The organism is Martelella sp. FOR1707, from assembly GCF_053484265.1.
On the sequence record NZ_JBAKFP010000010.1, the window covers coordinates 66,609 to 84,344 of the forward strand.

Sequence of the window (17,736 nt, forward strand, 5' to 3'; positions counted from 1 at the left end):
GCGCAGATGTATGAGGCCGAAAAAATCCTTAACCTCACCAATCGGGAGATGTGGACGGAACAGGAACAACTCTGTCTCCTCGTTCAAATCTTAATGGGGCAGAACGTTGATCTGGTGGTTGAGGGGCAAAATATATCTTGTTGTTGTTGAAGTCCGTCGGCTCGGGGTCTTCTTCAACTGAGTACATCAAAAGCTCATTGAGCAGGCGCAAGACATTGCAGATATCGTCGTGAAGCTTGGGTAGCTCATCGGCGAAAAAACGGGCCTTCGGCTTTTGACGGTTGTATATCCCAGCCTTTAGTTTCTGAAACGACGGGTCCTCGACGAATTGTCCCCAACAGCCATGCATCGCGGCATTTCGTCTTGGAAGGACATCTTTCAGTTTATCGTGTACTTCCCGCAGAAGAACTTTCTCCGGCGCGAGCGTGGCAGTGTCAGCTATTTTGGGTAGGTGGCAGACCCTGGCACCAATCATCTGGTTGCCGAGAAGACTGTCGAATACATCCGGGGGAAGGTTCAGGGTCCAAGCGAGGACGGCGTTCAACGCTTCATCAACCTGCCCCCAGAGAACCGCAATATTTCCCATAAGCCGCGTATCCTCTTCGGATAAAGGGTTCTGGAATGGAGGTGTTGAAGCTGTTGCCCCGGAAGTCATTTCGTCTCACCCATGTATTTCTTTCCCGGACGACAGTTACGACTCCGCTTCATCCATGAGTCAATAGCGACCCGCACTTAACGCCCCTGCCCCGCGCCTATCCTCTGTCTGAAGGTATCAGGCAGAGGACCGGCTTGTGGCAAATCCTTATCCCATTCCGCGCGAGGCGCGGTCGACCGGCGTTCTTTCCGGCAATGGCGGCGCCAGCTATGGGCCGTTCGGCTTCAAGATTTTCGATACGGCCGATGTCGAGGTGATCACCAAGCCGGACGGGGCCGAAGGCTTTTCGGTCGTCGCCGTCACCGTCGCCAAGGTCTCCGGCGCGGCGCTCGATCATTTCACCATCACCTTTCCCGCCGCCCTGCCCGCCACCACGAAATTCCAGGTGCGCGGCCGTCGCGTTCACGAGCGTTCCGCCGGCGTGACCGCCGGGACGAAGCTTTCCCCCGACGCGCTGGAAAGGGAGCTTTCCAAACAGGCCGCCACGCTGGAGGAGCTCAGGCGCGACGCGCTCGACATCGACCCCGACATCGAGGACGGACAATCCATCATCCGGAAGGGCAACCGCCTGATCGGCGGCCCTTCGGCCGAGCTGATCGCCTCCATCCCCGCCATTGCCGCCGCGACGGAAGGGTGGCGCGATGAGGCGAAGGCTTTTGCGAAGCTGGCGGAACAAGCTGAAGATCTGGCGGAGCAGCACAAGCAGAGCGCCCAGGCCTCAGCCACGGCGGCGGCGGAGAGCCTTTCCAGCACGCGGGCGGCAGCGCAGAAGGCCGAGGCGGCGGTGCTGTTTGAAGGCGCGCCCCTGAAGTTCGAACTGCCCGATCCGGTGCCCGCTGATGGTACCCGCGTGATCCTTTCCACCGAGGCCGGCACCCAGGGGTGGGAGGTGGTTGGCGGCGCATGGGTGTTCAAGAACTGGATCGGCAAGGTTGAGTTCAACACCCCTCAAGAGCTGAAGAACTTCACTGGGCCACTCGGGCCGAACTACACGAGAATTGGCGCAGGGCCGTACAGCTACAGCGTTGTGCCGCCTGGCTCTACTGCCGGTGGGACTGACGGTTTTCATTTCGCCACGGCTGGCGGGTGGCTGCTCCGTACGCTTCCGGGTGACGATGGTGTCTATAACTTTGAGAGCGTCATGCCCTCATCCGCCGATACGTCCGACCCCGACACCTACAACAAGTTCATGATGCTGCTCGAAGCAGGTGTCAGCGGCACGGGCTCCTACCAGTCATCCGCGCCGATCTACCTGCCGAATAATGTTTACTACATGTCGGACACAATCAACCTGAAGCGGTCGGTGCGAATTTTCGGAAACGCCTCCGGAATGCCCTATAGCAGCACCGCACAAATGGTCTTTCCTGAAGATACAATTGGCATAGTTGTCAATCGATCCAACACTTTATCCACCGGCCTACAGTCGCCAGCCACCACTGCGGCGGACTCATCAACCCTTGAGGGGTTCAACATACTATCCACATGCGGCAGCGATAAGACGGCACATGGTATTTGGCTGCGGGCACGTGCCGTGGTCAAGAACATGCTTATCAGCAGTTTTAGCGGAAACGGGGTGCATATCCGAGCGACTTCCGGCAGCAGTGACCCGCTTGCCGAAGGTAATGCTAACGTATGGTATTCTTCGACGCTCCGCATCCAGAATTGCGGTGGCCACGGATTTTACGTTGATGGCGCAGACGTTAACGCTGGCATCGCAACAGCGATTAATTGCGCCAATAACGGCCGTAGCGGCATCTATGACAGTAGCTTTTTGGGTAACACCTACATTGGGTGTCATGTCGCCTCCAACGGTCTTGCCGGAATGGGCAATAACAGCACAAGCCAAAGCAGCTTCGTGAGTTACGGCGGCTCCCGCTATGCTGCCCATTGGGAAGCTACAGAAGCCGAACTTGTCAGTACTACACCAGGAACGGATGACACCGTTTGGGTTAGGCAGGGCGCTGGCGGTGTACATTCTACCATCCCGCTTTGGCAGTCTGGTCAGCCCGAAGGGACATACTTCCGCGCCTTCAGCTACCAAACCGACAATAACAACGCCCGCAACGTTTTCATTGGTTGCTATTCTGAAGGTGGGGCCGCTGGGGCGGCGTTTGCTGGCGGTCCAACTCTAGCTATCGGCGGGCTGATTGAGCCCGTACTAGTCGGCAACTTTCTCCGAGCTAGTTCCAATGGGCAGTATACACTGTCGTCTCTGTCAACTGAAGGGGCCGATTATACAGCATCCTTAAATGTAAGCGGAGCCCTGAGCTTTTCGAGCACTGAAGACGCTCCAGGAGATTATTGGGGCTTAGTGTTCGACCCGGTAGAAAAGCTATGGTGGACCAAATCTAGGAACCTAGACTCTCGCACCGCGCACTTTTTAACAGCAGCGGGTTTCAATGGACGTGAATTCACTTTTGGAGTTCCGGCGGCCTTTTACCTTGGCGCAAGTGTAGATACGCGCGTCCTTATGAACACGTGGAGCGCAGGCTCTGGCTCCTTCCCGAGTTCTGGCACCTATGAACGGCGGCAAATAGGTTTTGGCCGGTACCCAACCCCCGGCGGAAAGATCGGGTGGATTTGCACCACCGGGGGCACTGCCGGTTCCACCGCCGTATTCAAAGAGTTCGGCGCGATTGACCCCTGAGAAAGGACAAAACACACATGGCAATTCAAGTGAGAACCCCCACGGCGGGCAGCGCTCAGTCCCATGCGACAGCCTTTCTGGACAAAGACTTCTACGAGCGTGGCGATATCGAGATTTACAAATCCGACGACGGCAGGAGGTGTGGGCTAATTTGTACGACCTCCGGACGAGGCGGTCTTGATGCAGTCTTCAAACCATTCGACTCGCAGATCGACGCCTAAGAAGGGATCAAACACATGGCAATTCAAGCGACAGTGCCGACCCAATATGGCGAAAATCGCAACTGTTACATTCGGCTCAACAACGTCGAGGCCAGCAACCACGGCGTGAATGCGGTTGCCCTGTTCCGTGGCTTTCTGACTGAAGCGGCATTCCAGTCCGGGGCGCACTACGTCTGGGAGGCCACCGTGGAATTTTCGGCAGATGTCAGCCAGCCGATCTGGCCACAGGCCTATGCGGCGCTAAAGGCTCAGGAGGCGTTTTCCGATGCTGTCGACGTCTGACGTTCAGCGGCAGCTTGCCGCCGCCGGCTTCGATCCCGGCCCTATCGACGGTATTCGCGGGCCGAAGACGATTGCGGCGATCCGCGCGTTTCAGGCGGCGAACGGGCTCACGGTGGACGGGATCGTCGGGCCGGAAACCAGCTCCGCGCTGTTTGCGCCCGCGCCCGAGGCGGAGCGGAGCGTGTGGGGCGAGATCATCGCCCTGATTGCCCGGCTGCTGGCCGGTGGCGACCAGGCCGAAACCATGCCGCCCTGGCTGAAGAATGGCTATCTCGATCTTGGCGAAGCCGAGATCAAGGGGGCGCGTCACAATCCGCGCATCCTCGAATTCTGGAAGGCGATCGGCCAGCCGATCTTTGACGACGAGACGCCTTATTGCGCGGCGGGCGTCGGCTGCTGGCTGGAGGAGGCCGGCATTGCCTCTACCCGCTCCGGGCTGGCGCGTTCCTATGGACGCGGCTGGGGCGTGAAGCTTTCCGGCCCGGTGCTCGGCGGGATCGCCGTGAAGGGGCGCGGCGGCAGCAAGACATTCGGGCATGTGACGATGGTTGCCGGACGCACGATCGACGGCCGACTGGCCTGCCTTGGCGCGAACCAGGGCGACAAGGTGCAGATCTCGCCCTACCCGGTCACCGCCTTTTCCGGCGCGGAGGATTGCGGCTTCTTCTGGCCTAAGGATTATCCGCTGCCGAAGCCGGGGCGCTTTGCCGATCTGCCGGTGATCGACGCTTTCGGCAACACCGTGAAGGAGAGTTGAGATGACGGTTTATGTGCGCATTCTGCTCTACATCGTGGCCGGGTGGATGCTCTCCTCCGGGCTCATCAACAAGGAAGTCGAGCGGATTATCACCACCGACCCGGTGATCGCAACCGGGGTTCAGGCGCTGCTGGGCTCCGCCGTGGCGCTGGCGACCGGCTACTGGTGGAAGCTCGCCAAACGCTTCGGGTGGAAGACCTGATGTTCGCCGGGTTGAAAAACTGGGCCATCGCCGCCGCAGGTGCGCTTGTGGGCGTGGCGGCGGTCATTCTGCTGGTGTGGGCCTTCGTGCTGCCCGCAGCGCGCCAGGAGGGCCGTGAGGCCGAAAGGGCGGCAATCAACGAGACCACGCTGAACGCGGTCAAGGACAGGGTGAAAGACGATGCGAAACGCGAGCAGATGGACGCTTACGACCTGTGTGTTGATTATTTCCGCCATCGCGGCCGGGTGCCAGAGTGCGACACTCTCCGGCTGCGGCCCCTTCAAGAATAGCGGGCTAAACCCGGCTGGCTTTGTGGCGCTTGCCCAGGTGAACCGTACCGCGCTTAACAACGTGACCGGCAATGACGCGGCCGGCGAACGCATGGGGTGCTGGTAGCAGATGGCCTGGCGGGACGCACTGACAACCGAGGAGGGACGGCTGGCGCTGGCGGCGCTTGCCGGCTCCGCCGTGGCGGCCGTGATGGAATGGCAGGGCGTTCTCCCGGCCGCACGGCGCGTGGCCGTGGGCGCGACGGCCGCCTACTTTCTCGGCCCTGTCGGGGTGCCGCTGTTTCAGTGGGCGGGCGGGCTCGCAAACATTCCGCTGGAACCTTCCGCCTCCGTCGGCGGTTTCATCATGGGCGTCGGCGGCGTGACGATCGTCGAGTTCATCATCAAGGTATGGCACTTTCGCCTGCGCGAGATCGACCATGACAAGGATTGACAAGCACTGCATGAAACGGGCGTGGCAGGAGCAATGGCGCGAGGTGCGCCCGGCCGTGTTCCTGATCCTCGTCTGCGTCGCGCTGCTGCTTGTGATCTACGTGTGACTTCGTGTGACATTTTTCGGAAATAAGGTCACAAAAACAGTCACACGAAATATCACAAATTCCGATAAACCGTTGGTTTTCTATGAGAAAATGGTGGGTGATGTAGGTCTCGAACCTACGACCCGCTGATTAAGAGTCAGCTGCTCTACCAACTGAGCTAATCACCCACGAGAACGGCGCGTTTGCGTCGTTGGAGGCGCATATAACGGGGATTCGGGGGCTTGTCCAGCACTGCACGTGAAATTTTCGGATTTTCGTAAATGACCAAGGACTTATCGGCAAGACACTGGCGCTAGCCCCTATCCCAGCGCCCTACAACAAAGTCCCGTTGGCGACGCGAACCGCCTGCCCGCCGATACGCGCGGCGGTGATTTCACCGGTCGCGCCGGTCTCCAGATTGAGTCGGATATAGGACGGACGGCCCATTTCCACGCCCTGCTCGATGACGAAAGTGTGAGACCCCTCGCCCGGCGCGTCGAAATGCTGGATCGCGCCCGAAAAGGCCGCGGCGGCCGAGCCGGTCGCCGGATCCTCCTCGATCGTTTCGGCGGCGAACATGCGGACGTGGAAATGCACGTCATGGCGCACCCCGCCTCTTGTGTAGGGATAGGCCCAGACCGGCAATCCATCGACGAGCGGCGCGAAGGACAGCCACTGGCGCTGATCAAATTCGACCTTCTCCACCACCGAAAGATTGCGCAGCGGGATCATGGCGAAGGGAACGCCGGCCGACCAGATCGTCGGTAGATGATTCTCGAAGCCGATTTCGGCCGGCGAAATGCCGAGCGCATCGGCAAGCTTTTCGCGCGCGATCACTTCGTCGGAGCGGCGTGAGAGTTTCGGCAGATCGAACTCCGCGAAACTGGCGGCCCCCGGCTTGAGCTTCACGGCACAGCGAACGGGGCCGATCTTTTCCGCCAGCACCGTGACCATATCGATGTCCGCATCCTCGCCATGCTGACGCTCGGCAAGCGCGATCGACGCGCCCACAGTCGGGTGGCCGGCAAAGGGCAGCTCCCCGCCGGGCGTGAAAATGCGGGCCGCGGCCGAGTGCGAAACATGCTCCGGCGCGCTGAGGAAGATCGTCTCCGACAGGTTGAACTCGATGGCGATCGTCTGCATCTCGTCGTCGCTCAGCGCGTCGGCGCCGAAGACCACGGCAAGCGGATTGCCCTTGTAGCGCTCCGCCGTGAACACGTCATAGATCACATAATCCAGCATGGTGTCGTCATCTCCTCAGTCCGCCGTCGAAAAACAGTTCGAGCACGGGCAGCATCGAATAGGCGTAGTCGAACGCGTCGCGGTTTTCCCGCGTGATCGCCAGAACCGCGTCGATCTCCTGCTCGTCGTCGTGGCGCATATGCTCTCGCACATTGGCCATAAGATCATCGGCGTCAAGCGCGGCGTGGAAAAACCGGTAGAACATGACGGCCTGGCGGAAATGCGCGCAGTAATAACCCGGCCGGGTTTCAAGCTCATCAAGCCGCAGCCCGGTTTCCTCCGCGGCCTCGCGCGCCATATTGGCATCGATATCGACGCGGCCGTCAACGATATCGGCGGGTTCGAGCGAACCGGACGCGCAATAGACCTTGCCGGCATTGGCGGTGGTGGGGCTCATGCGGATCGCGATGATCGCGCCATCGGCCGAAACGATCACCGGCATGGCGAAGGAATGGAAGGTCGGCGGGCGCGGCTCCTGCCGCCGCCACCAGAGATGATAGGCGTAGGGAACGATCTGGCCGCTGGCCGTCACAGCGCCGTCTTCAAGGCGCACCGCGTTCAGCGTGATCAGCCGGCCATTGAACAGATGCGGATTGGCCGCGACCTCGCGTTCCCAGTTTTCCTGCACCTGCCTGTCGAAACGGGAAATGCCGGCCCGGTCGCCCGCCTCCACCTGGATATCGACCGCTGTCACCGGAAAGGCGCGGCCCTCGGCTGGCCAGTCTTCAGGGATCAGAGAGTTGAAAGTCTGCATTCGGTTCCAGATCAGTATGCTGACGCACGCGGCGCGCAAATCAGTTTCATTAGCGCAGGCAGGCTAAGACGCATCGGCTCGATTTGGAAGCGCGTGTCGGGCGATTTTGGGACACAGACGCGGCACATGGGCTGACCGGAAATGAAGCTCCAGAGGAAAAAAGGCCCGGCGTCGAAAAACGCCGGGCCCTTGCTAAGCCAGTTCAGTGGCTGAGCCCTTATTCAGACTTCGGCAGCGAGCCTTCCACGCCTTCGACCAGAACATTGAGGCCGAGCAGCGTGCCGTCATCGGCGACTTCGCCCTCGGCGAGGAACGGTGTGCCATCCTGCAGGGTGACGGGGCCGGTGAAGGGCTTGAGTTCGCCGGAAATGATCTTTGCTTCAGTCTCTTCGGCGAGTTTCTTCACGTCGTCCGGCATGTTGGTGTAGGGCGCCATGGTGAGGATGCCGTCCTTCAGGCCATCCCAGCTCTGCACCGATTCCCAGGTGCCGTTCTGCACGGCCTCGACGCGCTTGATGTAGTACGGCGCCCAGGTGTCGATGATGGCGGTGAGCTGGGTTTCCGGGCCGGCCTCGATCATGTCGGAGGCCTGACCGAAGGCCTTGATGCCACGCTCGGCGGCGATCTGCATCGGCGCGGTCGTGTCGGTGTGCTGGGCCAGAACGTCGACGCCCTGGTCGATCAGCGCCTTGGCGGCGTCAGCCTCACGGCCCGGGTCGAACCAGGTGTTGGCCCACACGATCTTGGTCTTGAAATCCGGATTGACCGACTGCGCGCCGAGCTGGAAGGCATCGATGCCCATGACGACTTCCGGGATCGGGAACGAGCCGATATAGCCGCCAATGCCCGATTCGGAGATCGAGCCGGCGATTACGCCCGAGATATAGCGGCCTTCATAGAAGCGCGAATTGTAGGTCGCGACATTGTCGGCGGTCTTGTAGCCGGTGGCATGCTCGAACTTCACATCCGGATATTTCGCGGCAACCTTCAGCGTCGGCTCCATGAAGCCGAAGGAGGTGGTGAAGACGATCGAGCAGCCGGACCGTGCCATGCGCTCGATCGCGCGCTCGGCATCCGGGCCTTCCGGGACGTTCTCGATATAGGCGGTTTCGATGTCGAGCGTATCCTCGAGCTCCTGCCGCGCGATGTCGTGGGCCTGGGTCCAGCCGCCATCGGTTGCCGAGCCGACATAGACGAAGCAGGCCTTGACGTCTTCCTGGGCGCTGGCCCCGGTTGCATAAAGCCCGGCGATGATCGCCGCCGAGGCGGCCAGTGCGAAGTTCAGCGTTTTCATCGTTCACCTCATTTGGTTTGAAAGGTTGAGTGTAGTTCGCCTAGCGATCCGGGACAAAGGATTTCCCGAGCGAAGCGGGCGTATTGATGAGCGTCATCCTGCGGTTCTGCGAGATGATAACGAGCACGAGGACGGTGACCACATAGGGCAGCGCCGAGAGGAACTGCGACGGGATGGCGATGCCGAAGGCCTGGGCATGAAGCTGGCCGATCGTCACCGCGCCGAACAGATAGCCGCCGACCAGCACGCCCCAGGGCCGCCAGGAGGCGAACACGACCAGCGCCAGCGCGATCCAGCCGCGCCCGGCCGCCATGTTCTCCGACCATTGCGGGGTATAGACCAGCGAAAGCTGCGCGCCCGCAAGCCCGGCGCAGGCCCCGCCGAACATCACCGCGAGATAGCGGATGCCGATGACGTTGATGCCGAGCGCATGGGCGGAGCCGTGATTGTCGCCGACCGAGCGCAACACCAGTCCGCGCCTTGTCTTGAACAGGAACCACGAGACGCCGGCCACGATCGCGATCGAAAGGTAGAAGAAGATGTCCTGGTCGAACAAAAGCGGACCGATGACGGGAATGTCGGACAGGACCGGTATATCGAGCGAGGGCATCTTGACGCCCGGTTTGCCGACCAGGCCCTCGCCGATCATCGCCGAAAGCCCCTGCCCCAGAATCGTCAGCGCGAGACCTGTGGCCACCTGATTGGCGACCAGCGTCAGCGTGAGGAATCCGAACAGCAGCGAGAATACCGCCCCCGTGATCAGTCCGGCCAGCATGCCGATCCAGGGCGAGCCGGTGGCATGCGCCGCGGTGAACGCGCCGACCGCGCCCATCACCATCATGCCCTCGACGCCGAGATTGAGCACGCCGGCGCGCTCGCACACGAGTTCGCCGATGGCCGCAAGAACCAGCGGCGTCGAGGCCGTGATGATCGTGAGCAGAATGGCTTCGACAATCATGACGCTTTCTCCTCAACGGGCTGGCCGGGCGCCGCTTCGGACGATCTGCCGGCGAAAATCACCCGCACCTTGTACAATATCAGCGTGTCGCAGGAGAGCACGAAGAACAGCAGCATGCCCTGGAACACGCGCGTGACCTTGTCGGAGACGCCCATGGTGAACTGCACCCCTTCGCCGCCGATATAGGTCAGCGCCAGAACGAGACCCGCAACGATCGCGCCCAGCGGATTGAGGCGGCCGAGAAAGGCGACGATGATCGCTGTGAAGCCGTAGCCTGGCGAAATCTGCGGCTGAAGATAGCCGAGCGCGCCGGAAATCTCGCTGACGCCGGCAAGGCCCGCAAGTCCCCCGGACAGCAGGAAGCAGAACCACACCATGCGCCGCGACGAAAAGCCCGCGAACCGCCCCGCGCGCTGCGACTGGCCGATTACATTCACCTCGAAACCCTTCAGCGTGAAGCGCATCATGAACCACACTGCAAGCGCTGCCAGGATGGCCAAGGCAAAGCCGTAATGCGCGCGACCGGAGGCCATCATTTCCGGGAGCATCGCCGCGTCGACGAAGTCGCGGGTCTGCGGGAAATTGAAGCCTTCGGGATTGCGCCACGCGCCGCGCACCAGCCAGTCCAGGAAAAGCTGGGCGACATAGACCAGCATCAGCGAGGTCAGGATTTCATTGGTATTGAAATAGTTCTTCAAAAGCGCGGGGATGCCGGCATAGAGCGCGCCGCCGGCAATGCCCATCAAGAGCATGATCGGCAAAAGCAGCGGCGACGACCACTGATAGAAATAGACCGGCACGATCGAGCCGACGATTGCGCCGACCGTGAACTGACCCTCGGCGCCGATATTCCAGATGTTGGAGCGGTAGCAGACCGACAGGCCGACCGCGATCATGATCAGCGGCGCGGCCTTGATCATCAGTTCATGCAGCGACCAGACATCGAACAGGGGCCAGATGAAGAACTGATAGAGCGCTTCAAGAGGATCCTTGCCGAGCGCCAGAAACATGATCGCCCCGAACACGACGGTCAGCGCGAAGGCGATGACCGGCGAGAGCAGCGAAAACAGCCGCGAGGCGCCCGGGCGTTTTTCGAGTTCAATGCGCATCGGCCGCCTCCTCGCCATGAACGCCGCCCATCAGCAGGCCGATCTTCTCCAGCGTCATCGTCTCCGACGGATAGCTGTCGGACAGCCTGCCCTCGGAAATCACGGCGATCCGGGTCGCAATCTCGAAAATCTCGTCGAGATCCTGCGAGATCACCAGCACGGCCGATCCCGCGCGGGCAAGATCAACCAGCGACTGGCGGATATGGGCGGCAGCGCCCGCATCCACGCCCCAGGTCGGCTGGTTGACGATGATGACCTTGGGCTTGCGATCCAGTTCGCGTCCGACGATGAATTTCTGCAGATTGCCGCCGGAGAGCGAGCCGGCGGCCGGGTCCTCGCCACTCTTGCGAACATCCATGACCTTGGAGATATCGCCGGTGCGCGCCCGCGCCACCGCACGGCGGATCATCTTCAGCGGCCCGCCGGCCAGAAACGTGCCGGCCTCCGCCTCGTTGCGGGCTAGCACCAGATTCTCGGAAAGCGGCATGCTGGTGACGGCGGCGTGGCCGTGGCGTTCCTCCGGGACGAAGGCGGCCCCCAGCGCGCGGCGAAAATTGATGCCTTTCGCGCCGACCGGCTTGCCGTCGATCAGAACGCTCTGCCCGTCCGTCACCGGATATTCGCCCGAAAGCGCATCGAAAAGCTCCGACTGGCCGTTGCCGGCCACGCCCGCGATCGCCAGCACCTCGCCGGCCTTGACCTCGAGATAGATATCCTTCAGCGCAGTGGCAAAGGGCGTGCGCGATGGCGCGTTCAGCCCCTTGGCCTCAAGCAGCACGCGCCCCGTCGTCATGGCCTCGGGCCGCTTGATCTCGGAGACCTCGCCGCCCACCATCATGCGCGCCAGCGATGCCGCCGTTTCCTCGCGCGGCGTGCAGGCGCCGGTCACCTTGCCGTGGCGGAGCACTGTGGCCTTGTCGCAGATTCGCTGCACCTCCTCCAGCCGGTGGGAGATGTAGAGCACGGAGCGGCCCTCGGCCCTCAGCTTGTTGAGCGTCTCGAACAGCCGGTCGGCCTCCTGCGGCGTCAGCACCGAGGTCGGCTCATCCAGGATGATGAGGCTGGGGTTCTGCAGGAGAGCCCGCACGATCTCGATGCGCTGGCGCTCGCCGACCGACAGATCGGCCACATGGGCGCGCGGGTCGAGCGGCAGGCCGTATTCCACGGAAAGCCGACGCGATTCGTCGGAAATCTCGGCCAGCGAAATGCCGGGGTCGAGCGACAGCGCGATGTTTTCCGCCACCGTCAGCGCCTCGAACAGCGAGAAATGCTGGAAAACCATGCCGATGCCGAGCTTGCGCGCATGGGCCGGCGCTTCGATGCGCACCGGCTCTCCTTGCCAGACGATCTGGCCCGCCGAAGGTTCCAGCACGCCGAAAAGCATTTTCACCAGCGTGGATTTGCCCGCGCCATTTTCCCCAAGCAGGGCGTGGATTTCACCCCTGGCGATTTCGAGATCGATTCCATCGCACGCGGCGAACGTGCCGAAATACTTCGTGAGACCGGAAACCGCCAGCAGCGGTTGACCCGCCGGTTTCTTTACTTCGTCCAAACCGCCCTCCGGCCGCCGGCACTGCACCCGGGCGCTACATGCGCGCCCTGCCCGCCATGGATTGACTAAAAATTAGGACTTCCCCTGCCCTGCGTATAAATGAAGCACAAACCCCGGTGGATGCGCAACGGTTTTGGCCGCTCCGCAAACAGATTCTTCGCTCAAAATTCGGCGCGCGTTTCCGCAGCCCGCGCGCCGAGCTTGGGCAGGAACTGCAGCACCGCGCCGATAACGTAGAGATAGATGCCGCTTGCGACGAACAGCGCCTCGATCAGTTTCGGCGCGTCAAAGGAGGCAATCAGCGCATAGAACCCGGTCGCGCACCAGATGCCGAAGACGCTCAGATTGAGGGGGCGCAAGCGTTTGACGCGAACGGGATGCAGGAACTGCACGGGCGCGAAGGTGAGCGCCACCGACAGGATCACGATCGCCATCGCGACCAGCGAGGACGGCTGAATGACGAAAAACGAGAACACCACCATGTTCCAGACCACCGGAAAGCCCGAGAAGAAGTTCTCGCCGGTCTTCATCCCGCTGTCGGCGTAATAGATCGCGCTGGAAACCACGATCAGCGCGGCGGCGACGAAGGACAGCGGCTCGCCGATCATATGCGATTGATAGAGCGCGAAGGCGGGTAGCAGCACATAGGTAACGTAATCGATGATGTTGTCGAGCATGACGCCGGACCAGCTCGGCAGCACTTCGGAAACCCTCAGCCGCCGGGCGATCGGCCCGTCAATGCCGTCGACAAGCAGCGCCAGCCCGAGCCACCAGAACATCGACACGAATCGCCCCTCGGCGGCGGCCACGACCCCGAGAAAGGCCAGGAACGAGCCCGAGGCCGTCAGGATATGGACGGAAAAAGCCCTGATTTCCGCATATGGCACTTTTCGCTGAGTGAACAATCCCATTCGATATCCGTTTGCTGCGTCGTGCGTTGCCGGCCTTTTCCGCCGGACGATCCGGCATGCCTACCGAATTTCGGTCAAGAATGCACCAGATGGATGCGATGCGCGAAAAAAATCTTGGCTTTCCAGAATTTTTCGCAGCAGAAACAGCCTTGCCGCATTATATCGGTATCACAACAAATGACGAGGCTCGATTATGGCGGAGCATGAAATTGCAGTGATCGGCGGCGGACCTGCCGGTATGATTACGGCGCTGTCGCTGGCGCGTGGGGGGCGCCATGTCGCCCTGGTGGCGCCCGCCCAAAGCAGCGGCGACCACCGCACCACCGCGCTTATGGACCACTCCATCGCCTTCATCAACCGGCTGGGCCTGTGGAAGGACGTCAAACCCGGCGCCGCGCCGCTCAAGACCATGCGAATTATCGATGGCACCGGCCGCCTGCTGCGCGCGCCGACCGTCAGCTTCCGCTCCGCCGAGATCGACCTCGAGGCCTTCGGTTACAATATTCCGAACACGGTGCTGGTCGAAAAGCTTTCGCAAGCCGTCGAGAACGAGGCCAACATCACCCAGTTCCGCGAGGCCGCAAGCGATATCGACATCGGCAAGGATGCAGTCGCGATAACGCTCGCCTCGGGTGACAGCCTCAATGCAGCGCTGGTCGTCGGTGCCGATGGCCGCAGGTCCAAGGTGCGCGAAAGCGCCGATATCGGCACCCGGCAATGGAGCTATAAACAGTCCGCCGTCGTTCTGAATTTCGAACACGGCCTGCCGCACGGCGATATCTCGACCGAGTTCCACACCCGCAACGGCCCCTTCACCCAGGTTCCGCTGCCGGAAGCCAACCGTTCCAGTCTCGTCTGGGTCATGGCGACGGCCGATGCGGAGGCCATGGTTGACCGCCCGCCGGAGGAAATCGCCGCGGCGATCGAGGAGCGCATGCAGTTCCTGCTGGGCGCGGTGAAAATCAATGGCCCGGTGCAGAAATGGCCGCTCTCCTCGCTGGTTGCAAACCGTTTCGGCAAGGGCCGGATGGCGCTTGTCGGCGAGGCAGCGCACGCCTTTCCGCCGATCGGCGCGCAGGGGCTGAACCTCAGCCTGCGCGATATCATGCGGCTTTCGCGCATGCTGGACGGCATTGACGGCTCGACCATCTCGTCACGCACCGGCGAGCGCTATGATTTCCTGCGCAAGTCCGATGTCTGGAGCCGGACGGCAAGCGTCGACCTTCTGAACCGTTCGCTGCTGGCCGATTTCCTGCCGGCGCAGCTCGCACGCTCGGCCGGGCTCTACGTGCTCTCCGCTGTGCCGCCGCTACGCCAGTTCGCCATGCGCGAGGGCGTGCAGCCGATGCGCGGCATCAAGGCGCTGTTTGCGGGATAACGTCAGAAAACCGGCATAAGTTATTGTTTTAGATGTCTTTAGACGCCGAATCTAGAACGGAATCGCATCGGCTCCGATCAACGCCAGCAACACGCCGAGCGTCGCCACCGATGCGATTGTCGAGATCAGGATTGTCGCCGAGGCGCGCTCATACCAGATGCCGTACTGGCGAGCGATGACGAAGACGTTGGTCGCCGTCGGAAGCGCAGCCATCAGCACCGCCGCCTTGACCCAGAGCGGGTCGAACCCGCCATGGACCATCATGAACAGATAGACCACCAGCGGGTGGAGGATCAGTTTTGCCGGCACGATATAGTTGATTTCCGCCGGCACCCGCCTGACCGGCCTCAGCGCCAGCGTGACGCCCATGGCAAACAGCGCGCAGGGCGCTGCCGCCTGGGCAAGATAATCTACCAGCCGGCTGAAGGCCTGCGGCATGGCGAACCCGGATGCAGAGACAGCAAAGCCCAGTGCCGTTGCCACCAGAAACGGGTGAAGCAGGGCCCGCAGCACGATATGGCGCACCAGCGAACGCCCTCCCCCGCCGCCGGCCGTCGCCATCACCGTCGGCGCGACGATAAAATGCACCGCGTTTTCGAAGCAGATGATCAGCGCCACCGGAACGGCAGCCTCCTCCCCCAGCGCCAGCAGCGCAAGCCCCGGCCCCATATAGCCGATATTGCCATAGCTGCCGGCAAAGGCCTGGATGGTCGTTTCCCGCACCCCGTTCTTCTTCCACAGATAGCCGATGGCAAACAGTAACAGAAAAACGGAATAGGTCGCCGCAAGATCGATCGACACGAAATCGAGCCGCGTCAGTTGCTCGAACGGCGTGCGCGAGACCAGTTTGAAGAACAGCGCCGGAAGGGCGGCATAGATGATGAAGATATTGAGCCAGGCGGTTCCTTCTTCGGGATGGCGAAAGATCTTCGCCGCGCCGAACCCGATGACGATCAGCCCGAAGAACGGGAAAAGCAGTGCTAGAATATCGGCCATGGCTCCGGTCGCTTGGTGGCGGGCAGCTAGCCGATGCGCGAGAGCACCGGAAAGGTCTGCTGAAACCAGATCGCCATATCGGCAATGAAGCCGAAAAGAAAGGCGACGCCGGTGAGAATCAGCAGCACGCCCATGATTTTCTCGACAGCGCCCAGATGTTTGCGAAACCGCGTCAGAAACCGCATGAAGGCGCCGGAGAAATAGGCCGCGATCCAGAACGGCACGGCAAGGCCGAGCGAATAGACCGCCAGCAGAACCGCTCCGTTCGAAACCGTCGCCTTGGTGGCGGCCACGGCGAGAATCGCGCCCAGCACCGGCCCGATGCACGGCGTCCAGCCGAAGGCGAAGGCGAGCCCCATAATATAGGCGCCTGTCACGCTTGCCGGCTTGCCGCCGCCGTGAAACCGCGCCTCGCGCGAAAGAATCGAAATCCGCAGCACGCCCAGGAAATGCAGGCCCATCAAAATGATGATCACGCCGCCGACCTTGCTCAGAATATCCATATACTGGCGCAGCAGCTGTCCGATGGTGGACGCGCCCGCGCCGAGCGCCACGAAGATCGTCGCGAATCCGAGCGTGAAGAAGAAGGCCGGCAGCAGCACCGCCCACTGGCTTGCCGGCTTGGCTTCGCCGCCGCCCTTCAACTGGTCGACCGAGATCCCCGCCATGTAGCAGAGATAGGGCGGCACCAGCGGCAGCACGCAGGGCGAAAGAAAGGACAGCGCGCCGGCCAGAAGCGCGCTCAGAAGGGAAATATCGCCAATCGACAAGAAACCTGCTCCAACACCTAAGAAATCGGGCGCGGGCGATGTCCGCGCCCCATTCCCGCGGCGACGAAAATGGCCGCGGAATGCGTCCGCGGGTCTTAAACCAGATGACCGGTCAAATCCAATCACCTTTCCGCGCGCCGAAAACCGCCGTATTATCGCTTTGGCGGCGAGATTCCGGGTTGACCTTGGATAAGACCCTTTCTATGTTCCGCCCACTTTCAGCCGGGCATCCGGCTCGGGAGAGCGTAGCTCAGCCGGTAGAGCAACTGACTTTTAATCAGTAGGTCCAGGGTTCGAACCCCTGCGCTCTCACCATTTGTTTTTCAGCCGGTTTTGATTTTCCTTCCCCGCTTCGTTAAAACGCGGCCAAGCGCCAGGCGTATCAATCTCGGGGGACCGCATGCCGCATATGTTCGTCAATCGACCGCGTCTTCATGACGTGATTGCCGATACGCCGGCTAAGCGAAAGAATTTCCGCTGGGAGACGATCAACGCGATGGCCTACCAGGCCGGTGGGCTGATCTTCATTTTCGGCAGCATCTGCTTCTTTCCGGCGCTCTCGGCCTATGCCGATCTTGGCGCCTGGATATTCTTCTTCGGATCGCTGATCTATCTGCTCGTGACCGGCCATGACCTGATCGAGGTCTTCGTTTACGCTAGGCAGCGCAACGCCCCGGAAACGCTGTGGGACAGGCTGGAGGCCTGGGCGGCGTGGACCTATGTCTTCGGAACCGTGCTGTTCGTGGTTGGCAGTATTTTCTTCCTGTCTTCCGTCGACCTTCCCAAGGCCGGCGCTTGGTGCTTCATCATCGGCAGCGTCTTGTTCGTGATCGGCGCGGTGATCAACGTCATCCAGATCGTCCAGGCCGACGATCTCGTCACCCTGCAGATGATGAACCTGACCGCGCTGACCTTCGTGGTCGGCTCGGCGCTCTTTGCCGTCGCTTCGATCCCCTATCTCTGGACGCTTGCCAGCGAGCGCGACGAAACCCTGCTCGATGGTTTCCTGGCGTGGCAATATCTGGTCGGCAGCGTCCTGTTCTTCATCGGCGGCCTGTTCAACTATCGCCGCGCCTATCGCGTCGTCGCCGCAGCACTCGGAAAGCCGACGCCCTATGCGCGCCACCCGCTGAAGCCGCTTGCGCCCCGTCGGAGGAAGCCCTGGGAAAAGTGACCGCTGCCCCAAACCCCGGCCTTGGT

General features: G+C 61.5%; 18 protein-coding genes and 2 tRNA genes. 9 read left to right on the forward strand and 11 right to left on the reverse strand.

All coding sequences use genetic code 11. The features are described from left to right. Positions 1–34: 34 nt before the first annotated feature. Complete coding sequence (locus V6765_RS22505; RefSeq protein WP_448432851.1) at positions 35–586, reverse strand: hypothetical protein; 552 nt, start codon at positions 584–586, stop codon at positions 35–37. Positions 587–791: 205 nt separating this feature from the next. On the opposite strand from V6765_RS22505, the gene V6765_RS22510 reads away from it, so the two are divergent. The 6 genes from V6765_RS22510 to V6765_RS22535 all read left to right on the forward strand — a co-directional run bounded on the left by V6765_RS22510 (position 792) and on the right by V6765_RS22535 (position 5,487). Next, positions 792–3,302 carry a right-handed parallel beta-helix repeat-containing protein gene (locus tag V6765_RS22510; RefSeq protein WP_448432852.1) on the forward strand — a complete coding sequence of 837 codons (2,511 nt, stop codon included), beginning with the start codon at positions 792–794 and terminating at the stop codon, positions 3,300–3,302. 236 nt (positions 3,303–3,538) lie between these two features. Continuing rightward, a complete protein-coding gene (locus tag V6765_RS22515) occupies positions 3,539–3,805 on the forward strand; it encodes a hypothetical protein (protein ID WP_448432853.1) in 267 nt (88 codons plus the stop codon). Beyond that, positions 3,789–4,562, forward strand: a complete 774-nt coding sequence (locus V6765_RS22520; protein ID WP_448432854.1) for an NlpC/P60 family protein — start codon at positions 3,789–3,791, stop codon at positions 4,560–4,562. Before V6765_RS22515 ends, V6765_RS22520 begins: the two co-directional genes overlap by 17 nt. Before the next feature lies 1 nt (position 4,563). After that, a complete protein-coding gene (locus V6765_RS22525; RefSeq protein ID WP_292055535.1) occupies positions 4,564–4,764 on the forward strand; it encodes a hypothetical protein in 201 nt (66 codons plus the stop codon). Then, positions 4,764–5,054: a hypothetical protein gene (locus V6765_RS22530; RefSeq protein ID WP_448432855.1), complete on the forward strand. Its 291-nt coding sequence runs from the start codon at positions 4,764–4,766 to the stop codon at positions 5,052–5,054. The genes V6765_RS22525 and V6765_RS22530 overlap by 1 nt, the downstream gene beginning before the upstream one ends. Positions 5,055–5,163: 109 nt before the next feature. Further along, positions 5,164–5,487, forward strand: a complete 324-nt coding sequence (locus V6765_RS22535) for a hypothetical protein (protein ID WP_292055537.1) — start codon at positions 5,164–5,166, stop codon at positions 5,485–5,487. A 197-nt stretch (positions 5,488–5,684) separates the two neighbouring features. On the opposite strand, the gene V6765_RS22540 is transcribed toward V6765_RS22535, so the two are convergent. From V6765_RS22540 to pcsA, 8 genes are all read right to left on the reverse strand, one after another. After that, a tRNA-Lys gene (locus V6765_RS22540) sits at positions 5,685–5,760 on the reverse strand. A 145-nt stretch (positions 5,761–5,905) separates the two neighbouring features. Continuing rightward, positions 5,906–6,814 (reverse strand): PhzF family phenazine biosynthesis protein, encoded by a 909-nt coding sequence (locus V6765_RS22545; protein ID WP_448432856.1) that lies wholly within the window; start codon positions 6,812–6,814, stop codon positions 5,906–5,908. 7 nt (positions 6,815–6,821) lie between these two features. Then, the gene (locus tag V6765_RS22550) at positions 6,822–7,568 is read right to left on the reverse strand and encodes an NUDIX hydrolase (protein WP_448432857.1); all 747 of its coding nucleotides are present in this window, start codon (positions 7,566–7,568) and stop codon (positions 6,822–6,824) included. A gap of 217 nt (positions 7,569–7,785) precedes the next feature. Further along, on the reverse strand, positions 7,786–8,862 hold the full coding sequence (locus V6765_RS22555; protein WP_448432858.1) for a BMP family ABC transporter substrate-binding protein: 1,077 nt from the start codon (positions 8,860–8,862) through the stop codon (positions 7,786–7,788). Between the two features lie 40 nt (positions 8,863–8,902). Further along, on the reverse strand, positions 8,903–9,820 hold the full coding sequence (locus V6765_RS22560) for an ABC transporter permease (protein WP_448432859.1): 918 nt from the start codon (positions 9,818–9,820) through the stop codon (positions 8,903–8,905). After that, on the reverse strand, positions 9,817–10,929 hold the full coding sequence (locus V6765_RS22565) for an ABC transporter permease (RefSeq protein WP_448432860.1): 1,113 nt from the start codon (positions 10,927–10,929) through the stop codon (positions 9,817–9,819). Before V6765_RS22565 ends, V6765_RS22560 begins: the two co-directional genes overlap by 4 nt. Continuing rightward, positions 10,919–12,481: an ABC transporter ATP-binding protein gene (locus V6765_RS22570; protein WP_448432861.1), complete on the reverse strand. Its 1,563-nt coding sequence runs from the start codon at positions 12,479–12,481 to the stop codon at positions 10,919–10,921. The genes V6765_RS22565 and V6765_RS22570 overlap by 11 nt, the downstream gene beginning before the upstream one ends. A gap of 161 nt (positions 12,482–12,642) precedes the next feature. After that, complete coding sequence (gene pcsA, locus V6765_RS22575; RefSeq protein WP_448432862.1) at positions 12,643–13,392, reverse strand: phosphatidylcholine synthase; 750 nt, start codon at positions 13,390–13,392, stop codon at positions 12,643–12,645. A gap of 193 nt (positions 13,393–13,585) precedes the next feature. On the opposite strand from pcsA, the gene V6765_RS22580 reads away from it, so the two are divergent. Then, a complete protein-coding gene (locus tag V6765_RS22580; protein ID WP_448432863.1) occupies positions 13,586–14,770 on the forward strand; it encodes a UbiH/UbiF family hydroxylase in 1,185 nt (394 codons plus the stop codon). Positions 14,771–14,821: 51 nt separating this feature from the next. On the opposite strand, the gene V6765_RS22585 is transcribed toward V6765_RS22580, so the two are convergent. After that, positions 14,822–15,766, reverse strand: a complete 945-nt coding sequence (locus V6765_RS22585; protein WP_448432864.1) for an AEC family transporter — start codon at positions 15,764–15,766, stop codon at positions 14,822–14,824. 26 nt (positions 15,767–15,792) lie between these two features. Then, positions 15,793–16,536 (reverse strand): cytochrome c biogenesis CcdA family protein, encoded by a 744-nt coding sequence (locus V6765_RS22590; RefSeq protein WP_448432865.1) that lies wholly within the window; start codon positions 16,534–16,536, stop codon positions 15,793–15,795. A 239-nt stretch (positions 16,537–16,775) separates the two neighbouring features. On the opposite strand from V6765_RS22590, the gene V6765_RS22595 reads away from it, so the two are divergent. Together V6765_RS22595 and V6765_RS22600 are read left to right on the forward strand one after the other, a co-directional pair. Beyond that, positions 16,776–16,851 (forward strand) — tRNA-Lys (locus tag V6765_RS22595). Positions 16,852–16,936: 85 nt separating this feature from the next. Further along, positions 16,937–17,710 carry a YrhK family protein gene (locus V6765_RS22600; RefSeq protein WP_448432866.1) on the forward strand — a complete coding sequence of 258 codons (774 nt, stop codon included), beginning with the start codon at positions 16,937–16,939 and terminating at the stop codon, positions 17,708–17,710. Positions 17,711–17,736: the final 26 nt, after the last annotated feature.

Bases quoted from the DNA above. Each gene is read 5' to 3' on its own strand.
- V6765_RS22505 (WP_448432851.1), bottom strand. From the start codon at position 586: ATGGGAAATATTGCGGTTCTCTGGGGGCAGGTTGATGAAGCGTTGAAC.
- V6765_RS22515 (WP_448432853.1), top strand. From the start codon at position 3,539: ATGGCAATTCAAGCGACAGTGCCGACCCAATATGGCGAAAATCGCAAC.
- V6765_RS22520 (WP_448432854.1), top strand. From the start codon at position 3,789: ATGCTGTCGACGTCTGACGTTCAGCGGCAGCTTGCCGCCGCCGGCTTC.
- V6765_RS22525 (WP_292055535.1), top strand. From the start codon at position 4,564: ATGACGGTTTATGTGCGCATTCTGCTCTACATCGTGGCCGGGTGGATG.
- V6765_RS22530 (WP_448432855.1), top strand. From the start codon at position 4,764: ATGTTCGCCGGGTTGAAAAACTGGGCCATCGCCGCCGCAGGTGCGCTT.
- V6765_RS22535 (WP_292055537.1), top strand. From the start codon at position 5,164: ATGGCCTGGCGGGACGCACTGACAACCGAGGAGGGACGGCTGGCGCTG.
- V6765_RS22545 (WP_448432856.1), bottom strand. From the start codon at position 6,814: ATGCTGGATTATGTGATCTATGACGTGTTCACGGCGGAGCGCTACAAG.
- V6765_RS22550 (WP_448432857.1), bottom strand. From the start codon at position 7,568: ATGCAGACTTTCAACTCTCTGATCCCTGAAGACTGGCCAGCCGAGGGC.
- V6765_RS22555 (WP_448432858.1), bottom strand. From the start codon at position 8,862: ATGAAAACGCTGAACTTCGCACTGGCCGCCTCGGCGGCGATCATCGCC.
- V6765_RS22560 (WP_448432859.1), bottom strand. From the start codon at position 9,820: ATGATTGTCGAAGCCATTCTGCTCACGATCATCACGGCCTCGACGCCG.
- V6765_RS22565 (WP_448432860.1), bottom strand. From the start codon at position 10,929: ATGCGCATTGAACTCGAAAAACGCCCGGGCGCCTCGCGGCTGTTTTCG.
- pcsA (WP_448432862.1), bottom strand. From the start codon at position 13,392: ATGGGATTGTTCACTCAGCGAAAAGTGCCATATGCGGAAATCAGGGCT.
- V6765_RS22580 (WP_448432863.1), top strand. From the start codon at position 13,586: ATGGCGGAGCATGAAATTGCAGTGATCGGCGGCGGACCTGCCGGTATG.
- V6765_RS22585 (WP_448432864.1), bottom strand. From the start codon at position 15,766: ATGGCCGATATTCTAGCACTGCTTTTCCCGTTCTTCGGGCTGATCGTC.
- V6765_RS22600 (WP_448432866.1), top strand. From the start codon at position 16,937: ATGCCGCATATGTTCGTCAATCGACCGCGTCTTCATGACGTGATTGCC.